Source organism: Paenibacillus sp. 1-8 (assembly GCF_056316205.1).
The window spans coordinates 1,786,052-1,802,704 of record NZ_CM149995.1 but is presented as its reverse complement, the minus strand read 5'-3'; the positions used below and the strand labels follow the sequence as shown (position 1 = coordinate 1,802,704).

The following is a 16,653-nucleotide window of genomic DNA, read 5'->3' as shown; positions in this document are numbered from 1 at the left end:
TTGAAGGGTAAGCGTATCCATTCTTCCTCTATAATCACTATAAGATGGCTTGATGTAGTCCTGTTGCGGTAATGCCGCCATATTGATACTGACCTTCGTAAAACTCCCTGCGGTCAAGTATCCGTTTGACCTGTACTTTCGTGAACTGCTTGACTTGCTGAGTTGTAAAGCCTTCTTGATTCAGTTGAAATGCGATTTCCGATAAAGACCAATCCAGGTTCTGTTCCCGTATGTCAAAGAGCCTCTTCACTGCTTGGGCTTGCTTGTCATTCACTTCAATTGCCTTCTGTCCTTTACGGGCTTTGTAGCCAAATGCCGCCCGTCCTCCTGCATAGCCGCCCTGTTGGGCTTTCTTGTTGCGTCCCCTGCCTAGCTTGAGGGCAATTTCTAGCCGTTGATACTGGTCGAGCAATTCCATAAGTCCGTTGATAAGGAAATCGCTTGGGTCTTTCTTGTGGATGGAATAAGTCGGTTGCTCGATGCTTTTCACATCTACGCCATACTTCTTGAACTCCCGATGAACCAACACTTTCACGATGTCAGACCGCCATAAACGGCTTGTATTAAGCACTAGAACAGCGTCATAGGTTCGGGTGGCAAGGGCAGCTAACATGCTCTGAAAGCCAATTCTGTCCACTTCAAGTGCATCCTCATCCACCTTCGCCCCACTGATACCTTCATCCGTAAAGATGTCCTGTAAGTTCCATCCTTGCTCTTGACAGTAGGTGCGGATTTCATCCTGTTGATATGCTAAACTGTACCCGTCCTTTGCTTGTCCACTCGTTGAAACCCTGATGTAACCGATGACATTCATGGTGTTTCCTCCCCTCCGTTACGATAATTGAGATTATCGTAACGCTTAACCGAAACATACAATGACTTTCTACAACTGCGGTGATATAATTGCTTCATAATTCAGTACGGTTAAGCGTTACTCGTCAGGAGGATAAGCATGGCAATTCGAGTAAAGTTGCGCCAGTTGTTAGAGCAGAAGGGAATATCTCAACGGGAATTGGCACGTTTAACAGGATTACGAGCAAGCACAATCAACCATCTTTGTTCAGATAATGTTGACAGAGTTTACTTAGAGACACTGGAACTCGTTTGTAAGACACTGAATGTCAGGATTGAAGAACTAATAGAGATTGATTGAACAGTCATACCGCCTACGGCGGCCATGGCGGAAATCTCTCCAATCATGGTAAAGAGAAGACAACCCACTCTACCCACCAAGAATCAAGAATCTCCCCTGAAATGCAGACCGCCACTCGGCGTGTCTGCTGTTTTTTTATTCAAATGATTCTTCTCTTGATTCTTCTTTATTGAGTATTGTTTATGATTATTATTAGTGGGACTGTCTGACGGTTAATAACAGACTTTACGTCTTTCTTACAGGCTCTCTGTCGGTACATCCGACTCTGCGTCAAAATGACGGACACATTGTCTACACTACCTGTTTTATCGCCTACAACAGACAGTATGACGGTTATCAGGACAGAGAGTCTGATGAGACAACAGACTCAACATTATTGACCGTTCATATCAGGCGGAAAGCGTAATGCCGACTCTGATTTTAGGAACTCAGCATAGATGTCGAGAATTTCCTTCTCAGCATGCTTGTCCATTGGCAAGCGTCTTTCATGGAGCCTTTGAAGTCTAGCGGTATACGCCTTGTACTCATCACGCTTCACTATTCCTTGAACCCATAGCGTCAATTCTCTCTCATTGACCTGCTTCCGTACACTGCTGATAAACTCATGCGTCTTTTCACTCATCAGCAAATACGGGTGGCAATGGAGATTGTTCGGCAAGTAATACGTATTGTTCTTGCCCTGACTGACCAGTATCATCTTTTTATCAGCCAGTTCCGTTATATGACGCTCTACGGTTTTGGAACTGCTGTTGATATTTCGGGCAATCGCTTCGATGGTCGGATAGCAATTGTTCTTATCGCTCATGTAGGCAATGAGGTCAATGAGAATTAGCTTCTCATATGGACTCAGACAGTAGCACCGATGGATTTTATGCGGTACTTTGGTAAAGCCCTTGTGCTGTGACGTGAATCGGCTTTCCTGACTTACCTCGTCCATGTACACATTGGCGGCTTTGTTGTTCTTTATCAACCATAGGTCATTCATTTTCGTTGCCCCCTATTGAATGTTCCGCCCAATGGCGGCCATGAAGCAGGGAAGGCGGCTAGTCTGAAACGCCTCCTTACCTGTATATGTCAACTGCTCGTCAGCAGATTTCTTCCTTGCGCTGTAACAATCGCAAGAATGGTGAGTTATGTTGCGGTCAAAATTAAAATTCTTTATTTAGCCCCTCCTACTCTTAATAGTGGCGGTATCTATCCTAAAAGATGCGCCTTCCTTCTCACCCTCTCTATCGGAACAAGTACTTTACAGTTGCAATTCATTTTGAAAAAACCGTGAGAAAACGAACATAATAAAAAAACAGGTCAATCATGGTGCTATCTGACCAAAATGAACCTGTTAGATGTAACGTTATAGCATTACGTAGGTTATAAAATTCAAGCATTTATGTGCGTACAGGCTATTAGGGGAATATCCTACGGTGGTGATGATGGTTTAAGTTCTTTTGGGTCATGCCGCCCGGTTCATTCGGCACTGGGTGGGGGGAAAAGAAAGACCTTGAGGATTGTTGTCCTCAAGGTCAAAATTTGATAAATTTCTCCTAGGAATTGTTCGTTAAAATCCTTTACTATTCCATAGTAAAATAGTCATCATCAATTTTTCCATCCAAATTAAATAGCAATCGATATAACCCTATTCTTTTTCCATTGTAAATTATTGGAACATAGGATATTACATGATTATGATTACATTCGGGGTAATTACCTAGCATCAATGCTATTTGTGTTATTTTTACATCAAGATTATCTCTACTAAAATTTTTAAAAAAATGGTTGAACTCATCAGGATCTTCTCTTTGATAATTGTTCAAGTTTAACCAAAATCCTTGTAACGTTCGTTTTTCAACCTCTTGTTCAGTTATCCATTGTTTAAACTCATCGATAGGCATTCAATCCCCCCAGTCTAATGTTTACCTTTGTCAAACAAATTAAATACTATTTGACCAGATTTTTCATCATAATTACCATATACACGCCAATCTCCATACTGACCTTTAACCTTAACTTCATATTTATAATATTTATTACCAACTTTTACACCGTCTCCAGAAAGCAATTTCACCCCATTTTCACCTTGACCAGAGACCAGACCTTTTTTCATAGCATTACTAAATTTGTTAGCTGCACCTTTTCCGAACCTATCCACAATTTCACTATAGGTATCGCGTTTTATCCAACCTTGAAAGCAATTCGTATTATGAACCCAAATCCCAAGATCACTAACAAAATACGTATGGAACTCATCAACGGTCATGTTGTAGACTGTGACGTGCTTGTGCAACAGCTCAATGCTTTCTATCTTGAGTGTATTCCCATCACTCTGTTCGAGCAAGTCACCAGGCTTGAGGTCTTTAACGAACGTCCATCCCTTGCCCTCCACATAGAACGGATGGTTAAAGGTCGATTCAATCGTCTGACCGCCCACATGAATCTTGTAAATCTCATCCGTCTGGTGATTAAACGTAGCCGTGACCTCTTTGTAAGCTACCTCACCAGTCTCATCATCCTTGGAAAGAACCCTATCTCCGACTTTAATGTCTTCAATATTCTTCTCCCCTTCGTCTGTTTGAACTTTCGTTCCCGCCGTAAAGCAGTTACAAGGGAGCGCTTTGGCTGCTTTTAGATTTTTTTCTGACAATTCGACAGATCGTTCAATATATCTTCCTTCTTTACTCGTCAGCTTTATAATCAATTTTCCGCCTTTAACAAACTTACCCACAGGAATAAATCCTACGGCCGCAAGTGTTTTGTCAAAGGTAGATGCTTTGGGATCAAGCAGCGTGTTAATATCATCCACAATCATGAAGTTGGCTACTGCCGTGGATGCCTGTATGGTTCCTGCTTTAAACTCATTCCAGCAAGTCCCCATCCCTACTCTTTCACAATGAATAATCGTCTTCTGGTTGGTATAAAATATCCCGCCTTTAGTCGTAGGCATAAATTCATGTCCACTCGGATCCACATATCCCAGTGGATTATTGGCTACATACGCATACCCGTTCAAGCTTCGCGGATCGCTGATCTCCCCCTGATACGTATCCTCGCCCATAAAACGCGCTGTGCCCGGATCATACCAACGTACGCGTAGGTACTGGAGCCCGGTCGCGTCGTCCCAATACTCGCCAGCATAGCGCAGCACATTCGGTACGGTCTCCTTGACCGTCTCCGGGCCGCCCCAAATGTCGTAGCTGTAGCTGTTCAACTCCTTGCCTGTGCTGTCACTCAGGCCCACCACATCCCCGTGGCCATTCAACTGGTAATATTGCAACTGTCCGCTTGCTTTATCTTGTCTAGCCCACAGTTGACCAGACAAGTCATACACGTAAGCGTACGTGATCTTCGCTGCTCCACCTTCGACCTCAGCTTCCGCAATTAGCTTCGCTTCTTCGTCATAGTAATACCGGGTCGTTTTGCCGCCCTCTGTACGCTCGTATAGTAGACCGTCTCCGTTATAGCTGTATCCGACCTCTTTGCCTTCACCGCTCACCTTTGTCAGACGGCTGACAGAATCATACGTATATTCAGCGTTTTTCATGCCGAACACTTTGCCGCTGCCTTCGGCGCTTCGGTTTCCATTCGGATCATAGCCGTAGGTCTTGTTCTTCTCACCTGCGGCTTCGCTGGCCACTCGGTTTGACGGGTCATATCCAAATTGGTCTGTTGTTCCGTTTTGTGTACGTCCGATGATATTTTTATTCCCATCCCGTTCATAACCAAATTGGTGTAGCGCCGTACCGCCTTGCTCCACCGTTACCCCGGACAAGTCCAGTCCGTTATAGCTGAATCGCGTACTCAGCCCTCGGCTTGAGGACTGACCTTTCAGCAACCCATTCGGTGCATACTCAAATGTCATGCGATCCAGTGATCCACCCACAGCAGCACTCGCTCCTGCCACACTCTGTACGCCCGCTGTCCCTGCTCCACTGCTAACGTCCATTTGAGTCACTTGGCCCAAGCTATCCAGCTTGGACTGGACATGCATAGACGTTCCGGAAGCATCGGTCAGCACATAACCTGTGCGAGACTGCTTATTGTACTCATAGCTGATTTGCGTGCCGTCCGGATACTTCAGCCCGGTCAACGATCCATCTGTTGGATCATAGGCATAGGAGGTCGTTCCCTGCCCATCTGTCATGCTTTTTCTTCGTCCTGCGTTATCGTAGGTATAATTGGTTTTAAAATCAGGGCCTGCTGCTTCCGTAACCAGCCCGTCCGCGTTATATTGAAAGGTGATTGCGTCCGATTTCCCCGTCAACATACGGGTGATATTGCCATCCGTATCGTAAATATTTAGCGTTGTTCCTCCGCTTGACTTCTCAAGTAACGTACGTCTGCCCAGCTCATCATACGAATACACATTCTTTTGCCCATCAGGATACTGAACGGTCTTCAAATTTCCGGCTAGATCATACATATAGCTGGTCTTTTGTCCAGATGGATCTGTGACGGAGGTCATTTGTCCCAGTGCATCGTAATCATAGGTCATACGTTGGCCGTTACCGTCCGTCCGGCTAGTGACCATACCCGCATGATTATAAGCTAACGACTCCAGCGGCTGAAAGGATCCATTTTTAGCTTCTTGGGTGGAAGTCACACGACCTAAAGCATCCGATACCTCACGCACACGATAACCAGCCGCATCCGTATAAGTGACCGTTCGATCCACCGCATTATACGCCACGGTATCTGCTGTTCCATCCGCATAGGTCGTCTTCACAGGCCGTCCAAAAGCATCGTAGGCGTAGCGAGTGGTGGCTTGTTCCGCATCCGTGCTTTCTACCCTATCTCCATTATCGTCATAACCGTATCCGTAGATCGCGTCATCCACCTGCTGCTGGAGCAGCTGTCCGAATGGATTATACAATCTTTCAGCGCTCACGCCATCGGGCCCGGTGACGGTGACATCGTTCGTATCATCCTTATACACCACAACGGTTTGAGTTCCATCCGGATAAGTAACCTTCGTTACACGCCCCAACGCGTCATACACATAGGACTCCGTTTTGCGCTTGGCATCGGTTTGGGACTTGATTTCTCCAGTCGGATAGTAATCATACGTATACTCAACACCTTTAGGCAAGAGCTGCCTTGTTGGGAGCTGAGAACCATAGGGAGAATCATAATCAATAGACACATCCGTATAATTTCTATCATCAATGAGAACCTTCTGACCGCTTACATTCCCTTTTGCATTGTAAAAAGTATACCTGTGTGATAAAAGCTTCCCTTGCTCTGTACCTTCATAGTTTTTCAGTTCATACAATTGGCCCTCTGCTTTATAGGTTCGAACTGTCGTTCCGGTTTTTCCTTCACTGATTTTGCTAACCGTCTGAACAGGTTGTACCCAGAAAAAAGGCTCATTAGAGGTTTTATACGTATGAACCGTCTCCGATCCCGTACTTTGGGATATTTTCAAAGGCAGACCATATTCATTGTACTCATAGGAGGTCGTTACAGGCTCGGATGAAGAACCGCCCTCCGTATAAGACTCACGCATTTGCACAGGCAAATTCCAGTTCACAGCATCATTATACGTATAATCCACATGATAGCCGGTAGAATCTCCCTCTTGATCATAGCGGCTTAGAACAAGCTTGTCCGGTGCATGATCTCCTCTAAAGGTTTTGCCAAAACGGAAGGCTTCCGCTGTACGTGTTCCTGTAGCCGTCACCGTCCATTCAGCGTTGTTGCCATAGCTGGCCAGATCTTCTCCCGAATAGGTGAAATCTATTTTATTCAAAAAACGATTGCCTGCCGTCGTACTGTACACATCTGCGCGTGAAACCACCTTGAACACGCCTTGTGTACCGTATACGCCTATTTGCTTGTTATAGGCTTCATAACGAATGTCTGTGATGGACGAAGTAGGTCGTGCAATTCGCGTGAGCAGCGCCGATGCATTTTGCTGTAAGGCCCCAGTTTTCCCCTCACTATCTGCTACCAAATTAAACGGAGCATCCGTTAAAGTATACGTATAGCTTGTGCTTCGAGAAAGAGAATCCAGCACTTCCGTTAGCACCTTGCTGCTTCCCTCGCCACTTTGACGATAGGTGTACTGATGGTCTGTGCCCTGCTCTTTAACAACAAGCTGTCCGGCATTGTAAGTGAAGTCAAGCTCTCTGCCATCATTATTTCGAATCGAACGAATGAGCTTAGCTCCACCAGAACTTGTATAGTCAAACTCCACCCGATTCTTATACGCATCCTGGATTAAAATCAAATAACCGTCCTGATCCAGATAATAGTCATTTCCATTCAGCTCTGCTATTTTGTAAGCACTGCTTACTCCCTGCACGCTTGCGCTTTGATCTGTACTGATCTTGAGATCTTTGTATGCATATCCTTCAAGCTGCAAATCATCTCTCAGTTCATAGGAGCCCGTTCCCGGCATGTACAGATACTGTTTACCATCCTGTTCCTGCATGTGGGGAAGATCCCATTTCCAGCCTCTACCCAGACCAGAAGCTGCTTCCTCCTCGCGGATGGCACTTGTGTTTGTGTACACCCCTTCATTTTGCTGCACACCAATCTGGTTATTCGCCAATGAACTGTTATACACACGAGTCAGTGCAAAGGGCAACGATCCTGGCAGCACCAAGTCCGTATTTTGCACGATAAGCTGTCCAGAAGCGGTTGATACACTGTTGTCACCGTAATCCAGCCCATAACGCGAAGTATCATCACTTAGCCTGCTTTGTGCAAGCGCCGCCTGATCAAAAGGGGCATACACATCTGTTGTAGCAGATACCTGTAACAAACTTTGTTTAAGTAAATCCTGCCCGATCAGACCGTTTTCTCCTAGAATCGGCGCATATACGGAATCATTTACACGGGGTATGGATGGTATACCTACCTCAGTCGTCTCAGGGACCAGCGATGGTTCCTCACCCTTATCCAGCGGTTTGGGATTCACCACTTCATCCTGAACGGGCTTTTCACCTGCCTTGAGTTCAGCCGGCTCCTTGGACGGTTCCATCTTCGCTTTTGTGCTCAATTCAAGCCCATTTTGCTGTACCCACAAGGCAGGACTTTGTTCAGGTAATGAGTTTTCCCCACCATCTTTTTGCCATGCTTTATAAATATCATATAAAGTATAGCCTTTGGATAACTGTGCATTGACCCAAGCCTGATCCTTACCTGTTTGCTGTGCAAGCCATGCTCTGGTAATAATCTGTGGAGTGGAAGACGAAGACTGAGAAGCCGCAGCCTCTCCTTTCCCTTCCTCTCCATATGCCCATGTACTCCATGGACCCAGCAGCATTGCCACACATAATAGACTACAAATATAACGTTTAAACACATGCTCACCCCTATTTAATTTGTAAAAGGAAATACCTTCTTCAGCCGCATACTGACGTTTCCGTTTAAATCATAATGCAGCTCGATTTGATCTCCGGTGGAAAAAATAACTTTATTCAGTCGGTTCCCTTTGCCGTATTCATATGAAGTATCCTTGCCAAGCGCCATATGTGCTGCCTTAATTACGGTTTGTAATGCGCCACTATTAGTTTCTGCCAGCTTCACATAAACGGTTTGTCCTGCCTTCATCTCATACTCTAAAACAGTGAAATTCCAACCATATATTTGCGCTTGCTCTGTTGAGGAGACAAGCTGATTCGAAAAATCAGGGTCGGTAAACAAGGTTACAATAGGCTGCTGCGCAGCTTCGTTGGATTTTTCCTTCACCGCAAAACGGTACATTCCGTCTTCTTTGGGCGTAAACCGATATTTCCCTTGCTGACCTGCCGTAAAGTCAGCTTCCTTTTCTATGAGTTCAATGAGCTCGTCCAGCTTGCTGTCATCGTTATTTTTCATAGCAAACAAACGATAAGGCGCTCCAAAGTTAACAGCAGGAGTAGCTGCCGCTACGGCAAGATGAATGTTTGCTTTACCTGGCACTTGCTGTAGATTATCTGTCGCCTCTTTATATTCACGAATCACTTTTCCAGCCTGATCCGTAACGGTATACTGATACGTTCCACCAGCCGTCTTTGCATTCGTCAAGACAGGGGCTGCCTCGCTTCCGCGATTGATCCATACTTCCTGCTTTCCGCCGGACAAAGACGTTTTTAACAACGCCGGGTCAGTACCCGCTTCAGCCTTGATCTCATTTCCATAATTAAAAGTTACAGCCTGTGGTGAAGTCACAGTCACGACTAGCGTTTTTCCTGCCCCAAGTAAGATCATAGGCAACGAAACACCCATGCCTGCGTCATCCACCTTGGAATGAACACCGGTACCTTCTCCATATATGGCATAGTCATAGAGACGATTTTCACTTGCAGCATTGGAGGTCAGCGTAGAAGTCTCTGTACCTGTATTCACGAATACGTAGCTCTCTCCTTGATTAACGGTTACCTGACCTGCCGGAGCTTGGGCATCATCCACGTCGAATATTCCTAATGGACCGCCAAACGTAACCGGTATATCCGATACAGAAGTAATCACCACGTAGCCACCAGCCTCTACTAGAGGCAATTGCGTTGTATCATTCACTTGGGTGAAAGTTCCGTCTGCACGGTAATTGGTATAGCTCCACTTCATACCGTTGGCAGAAATGACATCCAGAGCTTTGTCTATAGAACTTACATTAATAAATCTTCGACTTTCTCCACGTTTTAACGTAATTCGATGGAATGCCGCCTGCCCGCTGAGCAAAGCCTCTACTTTACTGCTATAACTAAAGGTGATTGGCCGATCTGATACATTGGTGACAATTGCTTCACCGCCCGCGACAATCTCCGGATCTACTATATTGTTGAAATGATCTGATGTAAGTAAACGAAGTCCTCGATAGCTTGCAGAATCAAAGCGTGCATTCCCGCTACTTTTATCACGCCGCAATGAGTTCGATTGGCTATCATGATTCCGGAAAACATACGAATCCCCCGGTTCCAAAGTCGTTTGGCCGATACCATTGTCATCTTCGCTGGCCTTAAAGCTCCGATAGATACCACCAAAGGTGATCGGCGTGTCACTGGTTACCGTCACGCTGGCCTTTTTACCTGCACCAACCAGAAAGGTTGAGTTTCCAGTACTGCGTCTGGATTCCTCCATGCCGCTCGCTTTATACAGGACCACATCAAATTTGCCCTTAACGGTTGGAGCGGTGCTGTGCAGATTCCTTAAATGATCACTGATATTCGTATAAGCATAACTTTCACCCTTCGATAAGGTTACGCGTAAAAAGGCAGGATCCTTGCTCGTTTCCCAGGAAAAATCGTCCGTATAATCAAATGTAATCGGTCCTGGGCCCATTACAGTCACAATGGCATAACCTGATGCTGGAATCATAGGACCAGCCTGGCTGTTAAAACCGTAGGAATTGACCGTTCCATCCGGCTTGTAAATAGCATAATCGAACAAGCTTCCTGCCTTTCTGGAGTTGTTGTAGATCGGGTTCATCAGCGTGCCGTTATTATGGAAAATGTAGCTCTTGCCTGCCTCAAACTCGACGCGACTGATCGCATCACCGCCGACAGGACGGGCGATAAAGTTACGGTAAGGCGCACCGTATGTAACCGGGCTGGCTGTAACCTGGGTAATAACCGCGTATTTGTCTACACCGACCTGCGGCTTGGCCGAAGTGCCGGTGCCACGCGAGGATTCCGTTCCATTGGACAGATATACAACATAGTCCAATTTATCCTTGGGTGTACCGTCGCTCTCAATCGAGTCTAATCTGGTTCCAACATTAATAAACTGATAGCTTTCTCCCTGATTCAAGCTAACCCGTGCATAAGCGGGCTCTCCGGTACTTTCTATACTGTATTTTCCGTACGGTAAACCAAAGGTCACGGCATTTGAAGTACCACCTGTAACGATCAGTTCCTCACCTTCAGCCAAAGAGGGATGAGCAATGCTGTTAAGGCCAGATGCGGCTAAAGTTCCATTTTCCCTGTATTTGGCATAATCAAAACGGCGATTGTCCTTACTTGAACCATCATGCTGAATCGAATGGGCAGTCCATCCGTCATTCACGATCCGGTAACTCTCATTCTTAGAGACCGTAACACGTTCCAATGCCGGACTCTCCGATGTGCTGTAGGTGAAGACATCCGTTACCTTTACGGTTAATGCTGTTGTTCCTGTATTCGTAATAAATGCTGTACCTCCCCCGGGAACACCAATGGGGCTTAGGCCGTAATCCATATGGACAGTGCTGATATCTCCGTCCTCTTTGTAACTCACACTATCATACAGAATGCCTTTAGATTCGGAGGCGTTACTGTATATGGATTTACTAATCGTATCAGTATTCTCAAATTCATACGTTTCCCCGGGATCAATAGGGATCGACGTATATTCCACGTTTGCCGCCAAGCTCATCATTAATGCGTTATAGACGCTGTTTGTCGCAGAAGCAGACGGGGTGAAAGAAACGGTTCCATCAGAAAGCTCAAGTTTCTCCTGTGCCGTATCCGCTTGATTTTGTTCTACTCTGTCCCTCGTGTCTTGCTTCTCCGCTCCTGCCACACTAGGCAAGCACAGCAAAGTGTTTGCTGCCAAAAGTGCCGTCAGAAACCATATCATTATCTTTTTACAAACCATCTGACTGGATAACCTCCTCTTGTCATTCAGGAAATAGTTGGGTACACTTGGAGTCCCCTATCCATTTCTCTCTCTTATAAGCCTTACAATCATAAAAAAAGAACATATTCCCTCCATTTCCACAAAAGTAGACACAATTCAATATATCGGCCCCTTAAACAGCCCTTTTCATAGGTCAAATGGACCTTATTTTCCATAAACCGGTTAAGCCCATGGGATTAAAAGAAAATCAGGAGGGGAGTCACTTGCAAAGTCCCCTTCGGGTATAGTAGTATGTGGTTAAAAAAAATCGGAGGATATATGCCTAAACAACAAGATAAACATTCCATTCAGGCGTGGTCTCTGATCAATCGCAAATATTTGGGAAAAGGTGTGCGCGTCAAACGTTTTCGCAAGCCGACACGCTGTCAAGTACGCAATCGTGTTCTGCTAGCCGTTTTGATGGCTAATGACATTAAACTGTCTCAGCTTGCCGAGGAGCTTTCTATTTCCTCACGTAGCGTCAGTGCGTGGGTATATGAAGGCCGTATTCCTGGCAACACTAATCTGGAAAAAACATGTAATACACTTGGTTATCCGCACCATATTCTATTTAACGAAGAGGTTGTCCGGCGTTCACCGCTCATCTGTCAGCCATCACCGTCCCGTTTTATGAAACGGACTGTGACTCGTTCCCCGGTCAAAAACCGGATTTTGGCGGGTCTGTGTATGGTCCATGATATTTCGGTGACCGATGTCAGTCATTGGATTGGCGTTCATCCCGGCACATTCCGAAAATGGTTGCATCAGGGTACCGTTCCTTCTCAAACCTTCCAGGATCAGGCGGAACAGTTTTTCCGCATTCCAAAATCCATTTTGTTTGCTGATGCCATGCTGAAAAAGTGAGAATGCCCGTTAAAACTAAACGATTGTACTTTACCTGAAAGTCTATGAAAGGAACGCATTACCATCTTTCATTTCACAAGACTTTCGCTTGTTGCAAATTACGGAATATAAGAACAAAAAAAGCACAGTCTGCCGTTTTCTCGGCGTACTGTGCTTTTTTAGATACCTTACCTTTTAAGAATGAGTGCTCGCCGCTTCTGTAGAACGCCCGGCTTCTTCCTTAATCGCCTTCAGCTTCTTCATCACCGGATTGCCTCCACGTCCAAAGTAGTCGTGAAGGAGGCTGTATTCCTCGTACAGCTTATCATAGACGGCCGCGTTCTCCGGGATCGGCTTGAAGCTCTCGTCCCGTACACGAGCCATATGGCGCGCTGCTTGGACGATATCATCATACCCTCCAGCCTCTGCTCCCGCAGCCACTGCCGCGAACATCGCTGCGCCCAGCGCAGGGGTTTGAGTAGAAGCCGCTACTTTGATCTCCCGTCCGGTAACATCGGCATAAATTTGCATCAACAGACGGTTTTTCTGCGGCAATCCACCGCATGCGTACAATACATCTACCGGCACGCCGTTGTGATGGAACGCATCGACGATTTTACGTGTGCCGAACGCTGTGGCTTCCAGCAATGTACGATACACTTCCTCCGGCTTCGTCAGCAGCGTATAACCGACCATAAGACCTGTCAGGTTCGTATCTACCAGCACAGAACGGTTGCCGTTCCACCAATCCAGTGCAAGCAATCCGGTTTCGCCCGGTTTGTATGCTGCCGCTTTGCGCTCCAGCCACACATGGACGTTTACGCCTTCTGCCGCAGCCTGCTCCTTCACCTCGCCGGGAACAGCATGCTCAACGAACCATGCGAAAATATCTCCTACCGCCGACTGACCAGCCTCATAGCCGTAGTAGCCCGGAATAATTCCGTTTTCTACAACGCCGCACATACCTTCGACTTCTTTTTCTTCCTCACCGAGCAGCATATGACAAATAGAGGTTCCCATCGCCATGACCAGCTTGCCTGGTGTAACGACACCTACCGCCGGAACAGCCGCATGTGCATCCACGTTACCTACGGCTACCGCAGTTCCCGGATTCAGCCCGAGCTTTGCAGCCATGTCCTCTGTTAATCCACCTGCACGGCTGCCCAAGTCATAAACCTCACCACGCAGCTTCGTATCCGTCAGATTTTCCAGACGAGGATCGAGCGCTTTGAAAAACTCGTGGTCCGGATAACCGTCACGATGGTGGTAAATAGACTTATAACCCGCTGTACATTGATTACGCTTCAACTCTCCACTAAGCTGGGAAATAACCCAGTCGGTCGCTTCTACAAAGCGATCTGTCTGATCATAAATATCCGGCGCCTCGTTCAGAATTTGCCAAATTTTTGCGATCATCCATTCGGATGAAATTTTACCACCATAACGAGGCTGAAATGCCTCTCCCCGCTGTGAGGCAATTTCGTTCAGACGATCCGCTTCATCCTGCGCTGCATGGTGCTTCCACAGTTTTACCCAGCTATGCGGATTATCCTTCAGGTTCTCGTCAAAGCACAATGGTTGTCCTTGTGCATCAATCGGCAGCATCGTACATGCCGTAAAATCAATTCCGATCCCGATGATGTCGTCCGGAGAAATCCCCGTCTCCTTCATGACAGCAGGTACAGAAGTCGTCAGCACTTCAATATAGTCAGCCGGATGCTCCAGCGCCCAGTCCATTTCCAGCTTGCGTCCGCTACTAGGCAACACTTCATCAATAACCCCATGGCGATAAGGTGTTACATGTGTAGCAATTTCAGCTCCGTTAGAGAGGTCAACAATGACCGCACGCCCGGACTCTGTTCCATAATCGACACCAATGGTATACTTGCTCATTTGTGTGTCTCCTCCTTTTTCATTTGACCGTAATAAGCGTTCGCTCCATGCTTGCGCAGAAAATGCTTATCCAGTAGTGCCTGATCCATAGAGCTTAATTCCGGGTTCAGCGCGAAGGAACGGTACGCCATCTTGGCTACTTCCTCCAGCACAACCGCATTATGAACGGCATCATCGGCATTTTTCCCCCAAGCGAACGGTGCATGCTGATTAACGAGTACACCTGGAATGTCCGCCGGACTAATATCCTCAAACGTCTCAATGATCACATGTCCCGTCTCCAACTCATACTCCCCGGCAATTTCCTCTGAAGTCATCGCGCGGGTACACGGAATCGTTCCATAAAAATAATCACCCTGAGTCGTACCTAATGCCGGAATCGCGCGTCCAGCCTGCGCCCAGCTTGTGGCCCAAGAGGAATGTGTGTGTACAATACCGCCGATTTGTGGAAAAGCACGGTATAGCGCCAGATGTGTAGGTGTATCCGATGAAGGGCGAAGTTCACCCTCAACAATATCGCCTTGCAAATTGAGTACGACCAATTGCTCTGCTTTCAGTTCCTCGTAGGCCACACCACTTGGCTTAATTACAACCAGTCCCTGCTCACGGTCGATACCGCTTACATTTCCCCACGTAAAAGTAACCAGACCATGCTTGGGAAGAGCCAAATTAGCCTCCCATACTTCCTGTCTCAATTGTTCTAACATGTATAAGACACTCCTTTTACTATCATTTCTGAAATCTGCAATGGAAGTGCTAATGACCTCATATCCTTGGTTCCGCTTTCATTATACACTTGTACGTACAACTTAGCCAGTGTTTTTTATACGTTTTTTCACTGTGTAACTGTTTATATTTTCAGAAAAAACATAGCAAAAACAGCCTATTTTCTGCAATCCAGAAAACAGACTGTCCGGTACGGCGAGTGAGCAGGCCGAGATGCTATTAGGTGTCAGAACTACAATCCTTCCAACTTGTCCTTACATGTATCTAAATAAAAACTCGCCCATATTTACAGGTTCTTATACATCACTGGCAACAGGACCCGTAGATTCACGGATAATCAGTTCAGGCGGAATAATCCACTGGCGATCCTCTTCGCGGAAGCCCTTTTCTTCGATCATCGACAGTATCGTATCAGCGGCGCGAAATCCCAGCTCCTCTTTCGGGTGCCGGATTGTAGTTAGCTTAATTTCCGTTGCCGTTGCCAAAAAAGAGTCATCAAACCCGACCAGCGACAAATCATCCGGAATGCTCAGACCCGCCGAACGCACAATATCCAACAAACGCACTGCCAGCTCATCATTATAGGTTACCCATCCGGTAGGACGCTCTCCCGGCTCCATACTCAGCAGCACAGACGCACGCTGTAACGGAACCTCATTTTTTTCTTCTGTCCGGTAGGTGGTCACTGCATTCGGATGCAGCGTAACCCCATATTTGCGGTGGGCGGCTACAAATCCCTTCATACGTAGAATTCCCTGCATATCATCTGTTTTGAAAAACCCGGCTAACCGTCGATGTCCCAGCTTAATCAGATGCTCAGCCGCTAAAAATCCACCCTTCTCATCATCTACACGCAGACATGGCGCATCCATTTCCTCATACCGCGCATTAATCATTAAATAAGGAATTTGGCGATTTTCCAAGGTCAGGTAATAATTCAGATTGGGGTTGCGCTCCCCACTTTTGGTCGGCTCAATAATGATTCCGCTCAATGGCTGACTTAGCAGCATTTCCAAACACTGCCGTTCCTGCTCGGGGTCATTGCCTGTACTTGACAGCAGCAGCTTATAGCCCTGACGACTTAATTTGGATTCAATTCCCTGCACAATCGACGGAAAAATATAATCCGATATATAGGTCGTAACGACCCCGATGGTCCGTGGGTCCTCGGGTTGCTTGCTGTCCCGTGTGGCAACAAAGGTGCCCTTGCCCTGCATGCGAAACAGCCAACCCTCCTGTACCAGCTCACCTAACGCCTGACGCACGGTTTGCCGACTAACCGCAAATTGCTCAGACATTTCATGTTCAGATGGAAGCTGGCTTTGAGGCTCCAGCCTGGATGAATGAATCCATGATAAAATTTCTTGTTTAACTTGTATATATTTGGGCGCCATAATTTCCTCCGTCACTTGCAATATCGTGTACCCTTTGTATTTCACGATTATAGCATATCGTTCATTTGTACA

10 protein-coding genes are annotated in these 16,653 nt (G+C 46.5%); 2 read left to right on the top strand and 8 right to left on the bottom strand.

All coding sequences use genetic code 11. The annotated features are described in order from the left end of the window. Positions 1–37: 37 nt before the first annotated feature. Complete coding sequence (locus AC0WRU_RS08360) at positions 38–814, bottom strand: recombinase family protein (RefSeq protein WP_476127952.1); 777 nt, start codon at positions 812–814, stop codon at positions 38–40. A gap of 138 nt (positions 815–952) precedes the next feature. Between AC0WRU_RS08360 and AC0WRU_RS08355 the strand changes: the two genes are divergently transcribed. Further along, complete coding sequence (locus AC0WRU_RS08355; RefSeq protein ID WP_138754418.1) at positions 953–1,153, top strand: helix-turn-helix domain-containing protein; 201 nt, start codon at positions 953–955, stop codon at positions 1,151–1,153. Positions 1,154–1,526: 373 nt separating this feature from the next. On the opposite strand, the gene AC0WRU_RS08350 is transcribed toward AC0WRU_RS08355, so the two are convergent. From AC0WRU_RS08350 to AC0WRU_RS08335, 4 genes are all read right to left on the bottom strand, one after another. After that, positions 1,527–2,138, bottom strand: coding sequence for a helix-turn-helix domain-containing protein (locus tag AC0WRU_RS08350; RefSeq protein ID WP_476127951.1), 612 nt, complete (start codon positions 2,136–2,138; stop codon positions 1,527–1,529). Positions 2,139–2,721: 583 nt separating this feature from the next. Continuing rightward, positions 2,722–3,042: a hypothetical protein gene (locus AC0WRU_RS08345; protein ID WP_476127950.1), complete on the bottom strand. Its 321-nt coding sequence runs from the start codon at positions 3,040–3,042 to the stop codon at positions 2,722–2,724. Between the two features lie 14 nt (positions 3,043–3,056). Beyond that, a complete protein-coding gene (locus AC0WRU_RS08340; RefSeq protein WP_476127949.1) occupies positions 3,057–8,453 on the bottom strand; it encodes a polymorphic toxin-type HINT domain-containing protein in 5,397 nt (1,798 codons plus the stop codon). Positions 8,454–8,467: 14 nt separating this feature from the next. After that, positions 8,468–11,704 (bottom strand): hypothetical protein, encoded by a 3,237-nt coding sequence (locus AC0WRU_RS08335; protein ID WP_476127948.1) that lies wholly within the window; start codon positions 11,702–11,704, stop codon positions 8,468–8,470. A gap of 300 nt (positions 11,705–12,004) precedes the next feature. Here AC0WRU_RS08335 and AC0WRU_RS08330 point away from each other — a divergent pair, with 300 nt between their 5' ends. Then, positions 12,005–12,589, top strand: a complete 585-nt coding sequence (locus AC0WRU_RS08330; protein ID WP_013370447.1) for a helix-turn-helix domain-containing protein — start codon at positions 12,005–12,007, stop codon at positions 12,587–12,589. Positions 12,590–12,763: 174 nt separating this feature from the next. Here the strand turns inward: AC0WRU_RS08330 and AC0WRU_RS08325 are convergent, their stop codons facing one another. The 3 genes from AC0WRU_RS08325 to AC0WRU_RS08315 form a co-directional block, all read right to left on the bottom strand. Next, positions 12,764–14,461, bottom strand: coding sequence for a ribulokinase (locus AC0WRU_RS08325; protein ID WP_476127947.1), 1,698 nt, complete (start codon positions 14,459–14,461; stop codon positions 12,764–12,766). Then, entirely contained in the window at positions 14,458–15,168 is a 711-nt protein-coding gene (gene araD, locus AC0WRU_RS08320; RefSeq protein WP_476127946.1) for an L-ribulose-5-phosphate 4-epimerase, read from the bottom strand. The genes AC0WRU_RS08325 and araD overlap by 4 nt, the downstream gene beginning before the upstream one ends. 315 nt (positions 15,169–15,483) lie before the next feature. Then, the gene (locus tag AC0WRU_RS08315; RefSeq protein WP_476127945.1) at positions 15,484–16,581 is read right to left on the bottom strand and encodes a substrate-binding domain-containing protein; all 1,098 of its coding nucleotides are present in this window, start codon (positions 16,579–16,581) and stop codon (positions 15,484–15,486) included. Positions 16,582–16,653: the final 72 nt, after the last annotated feature.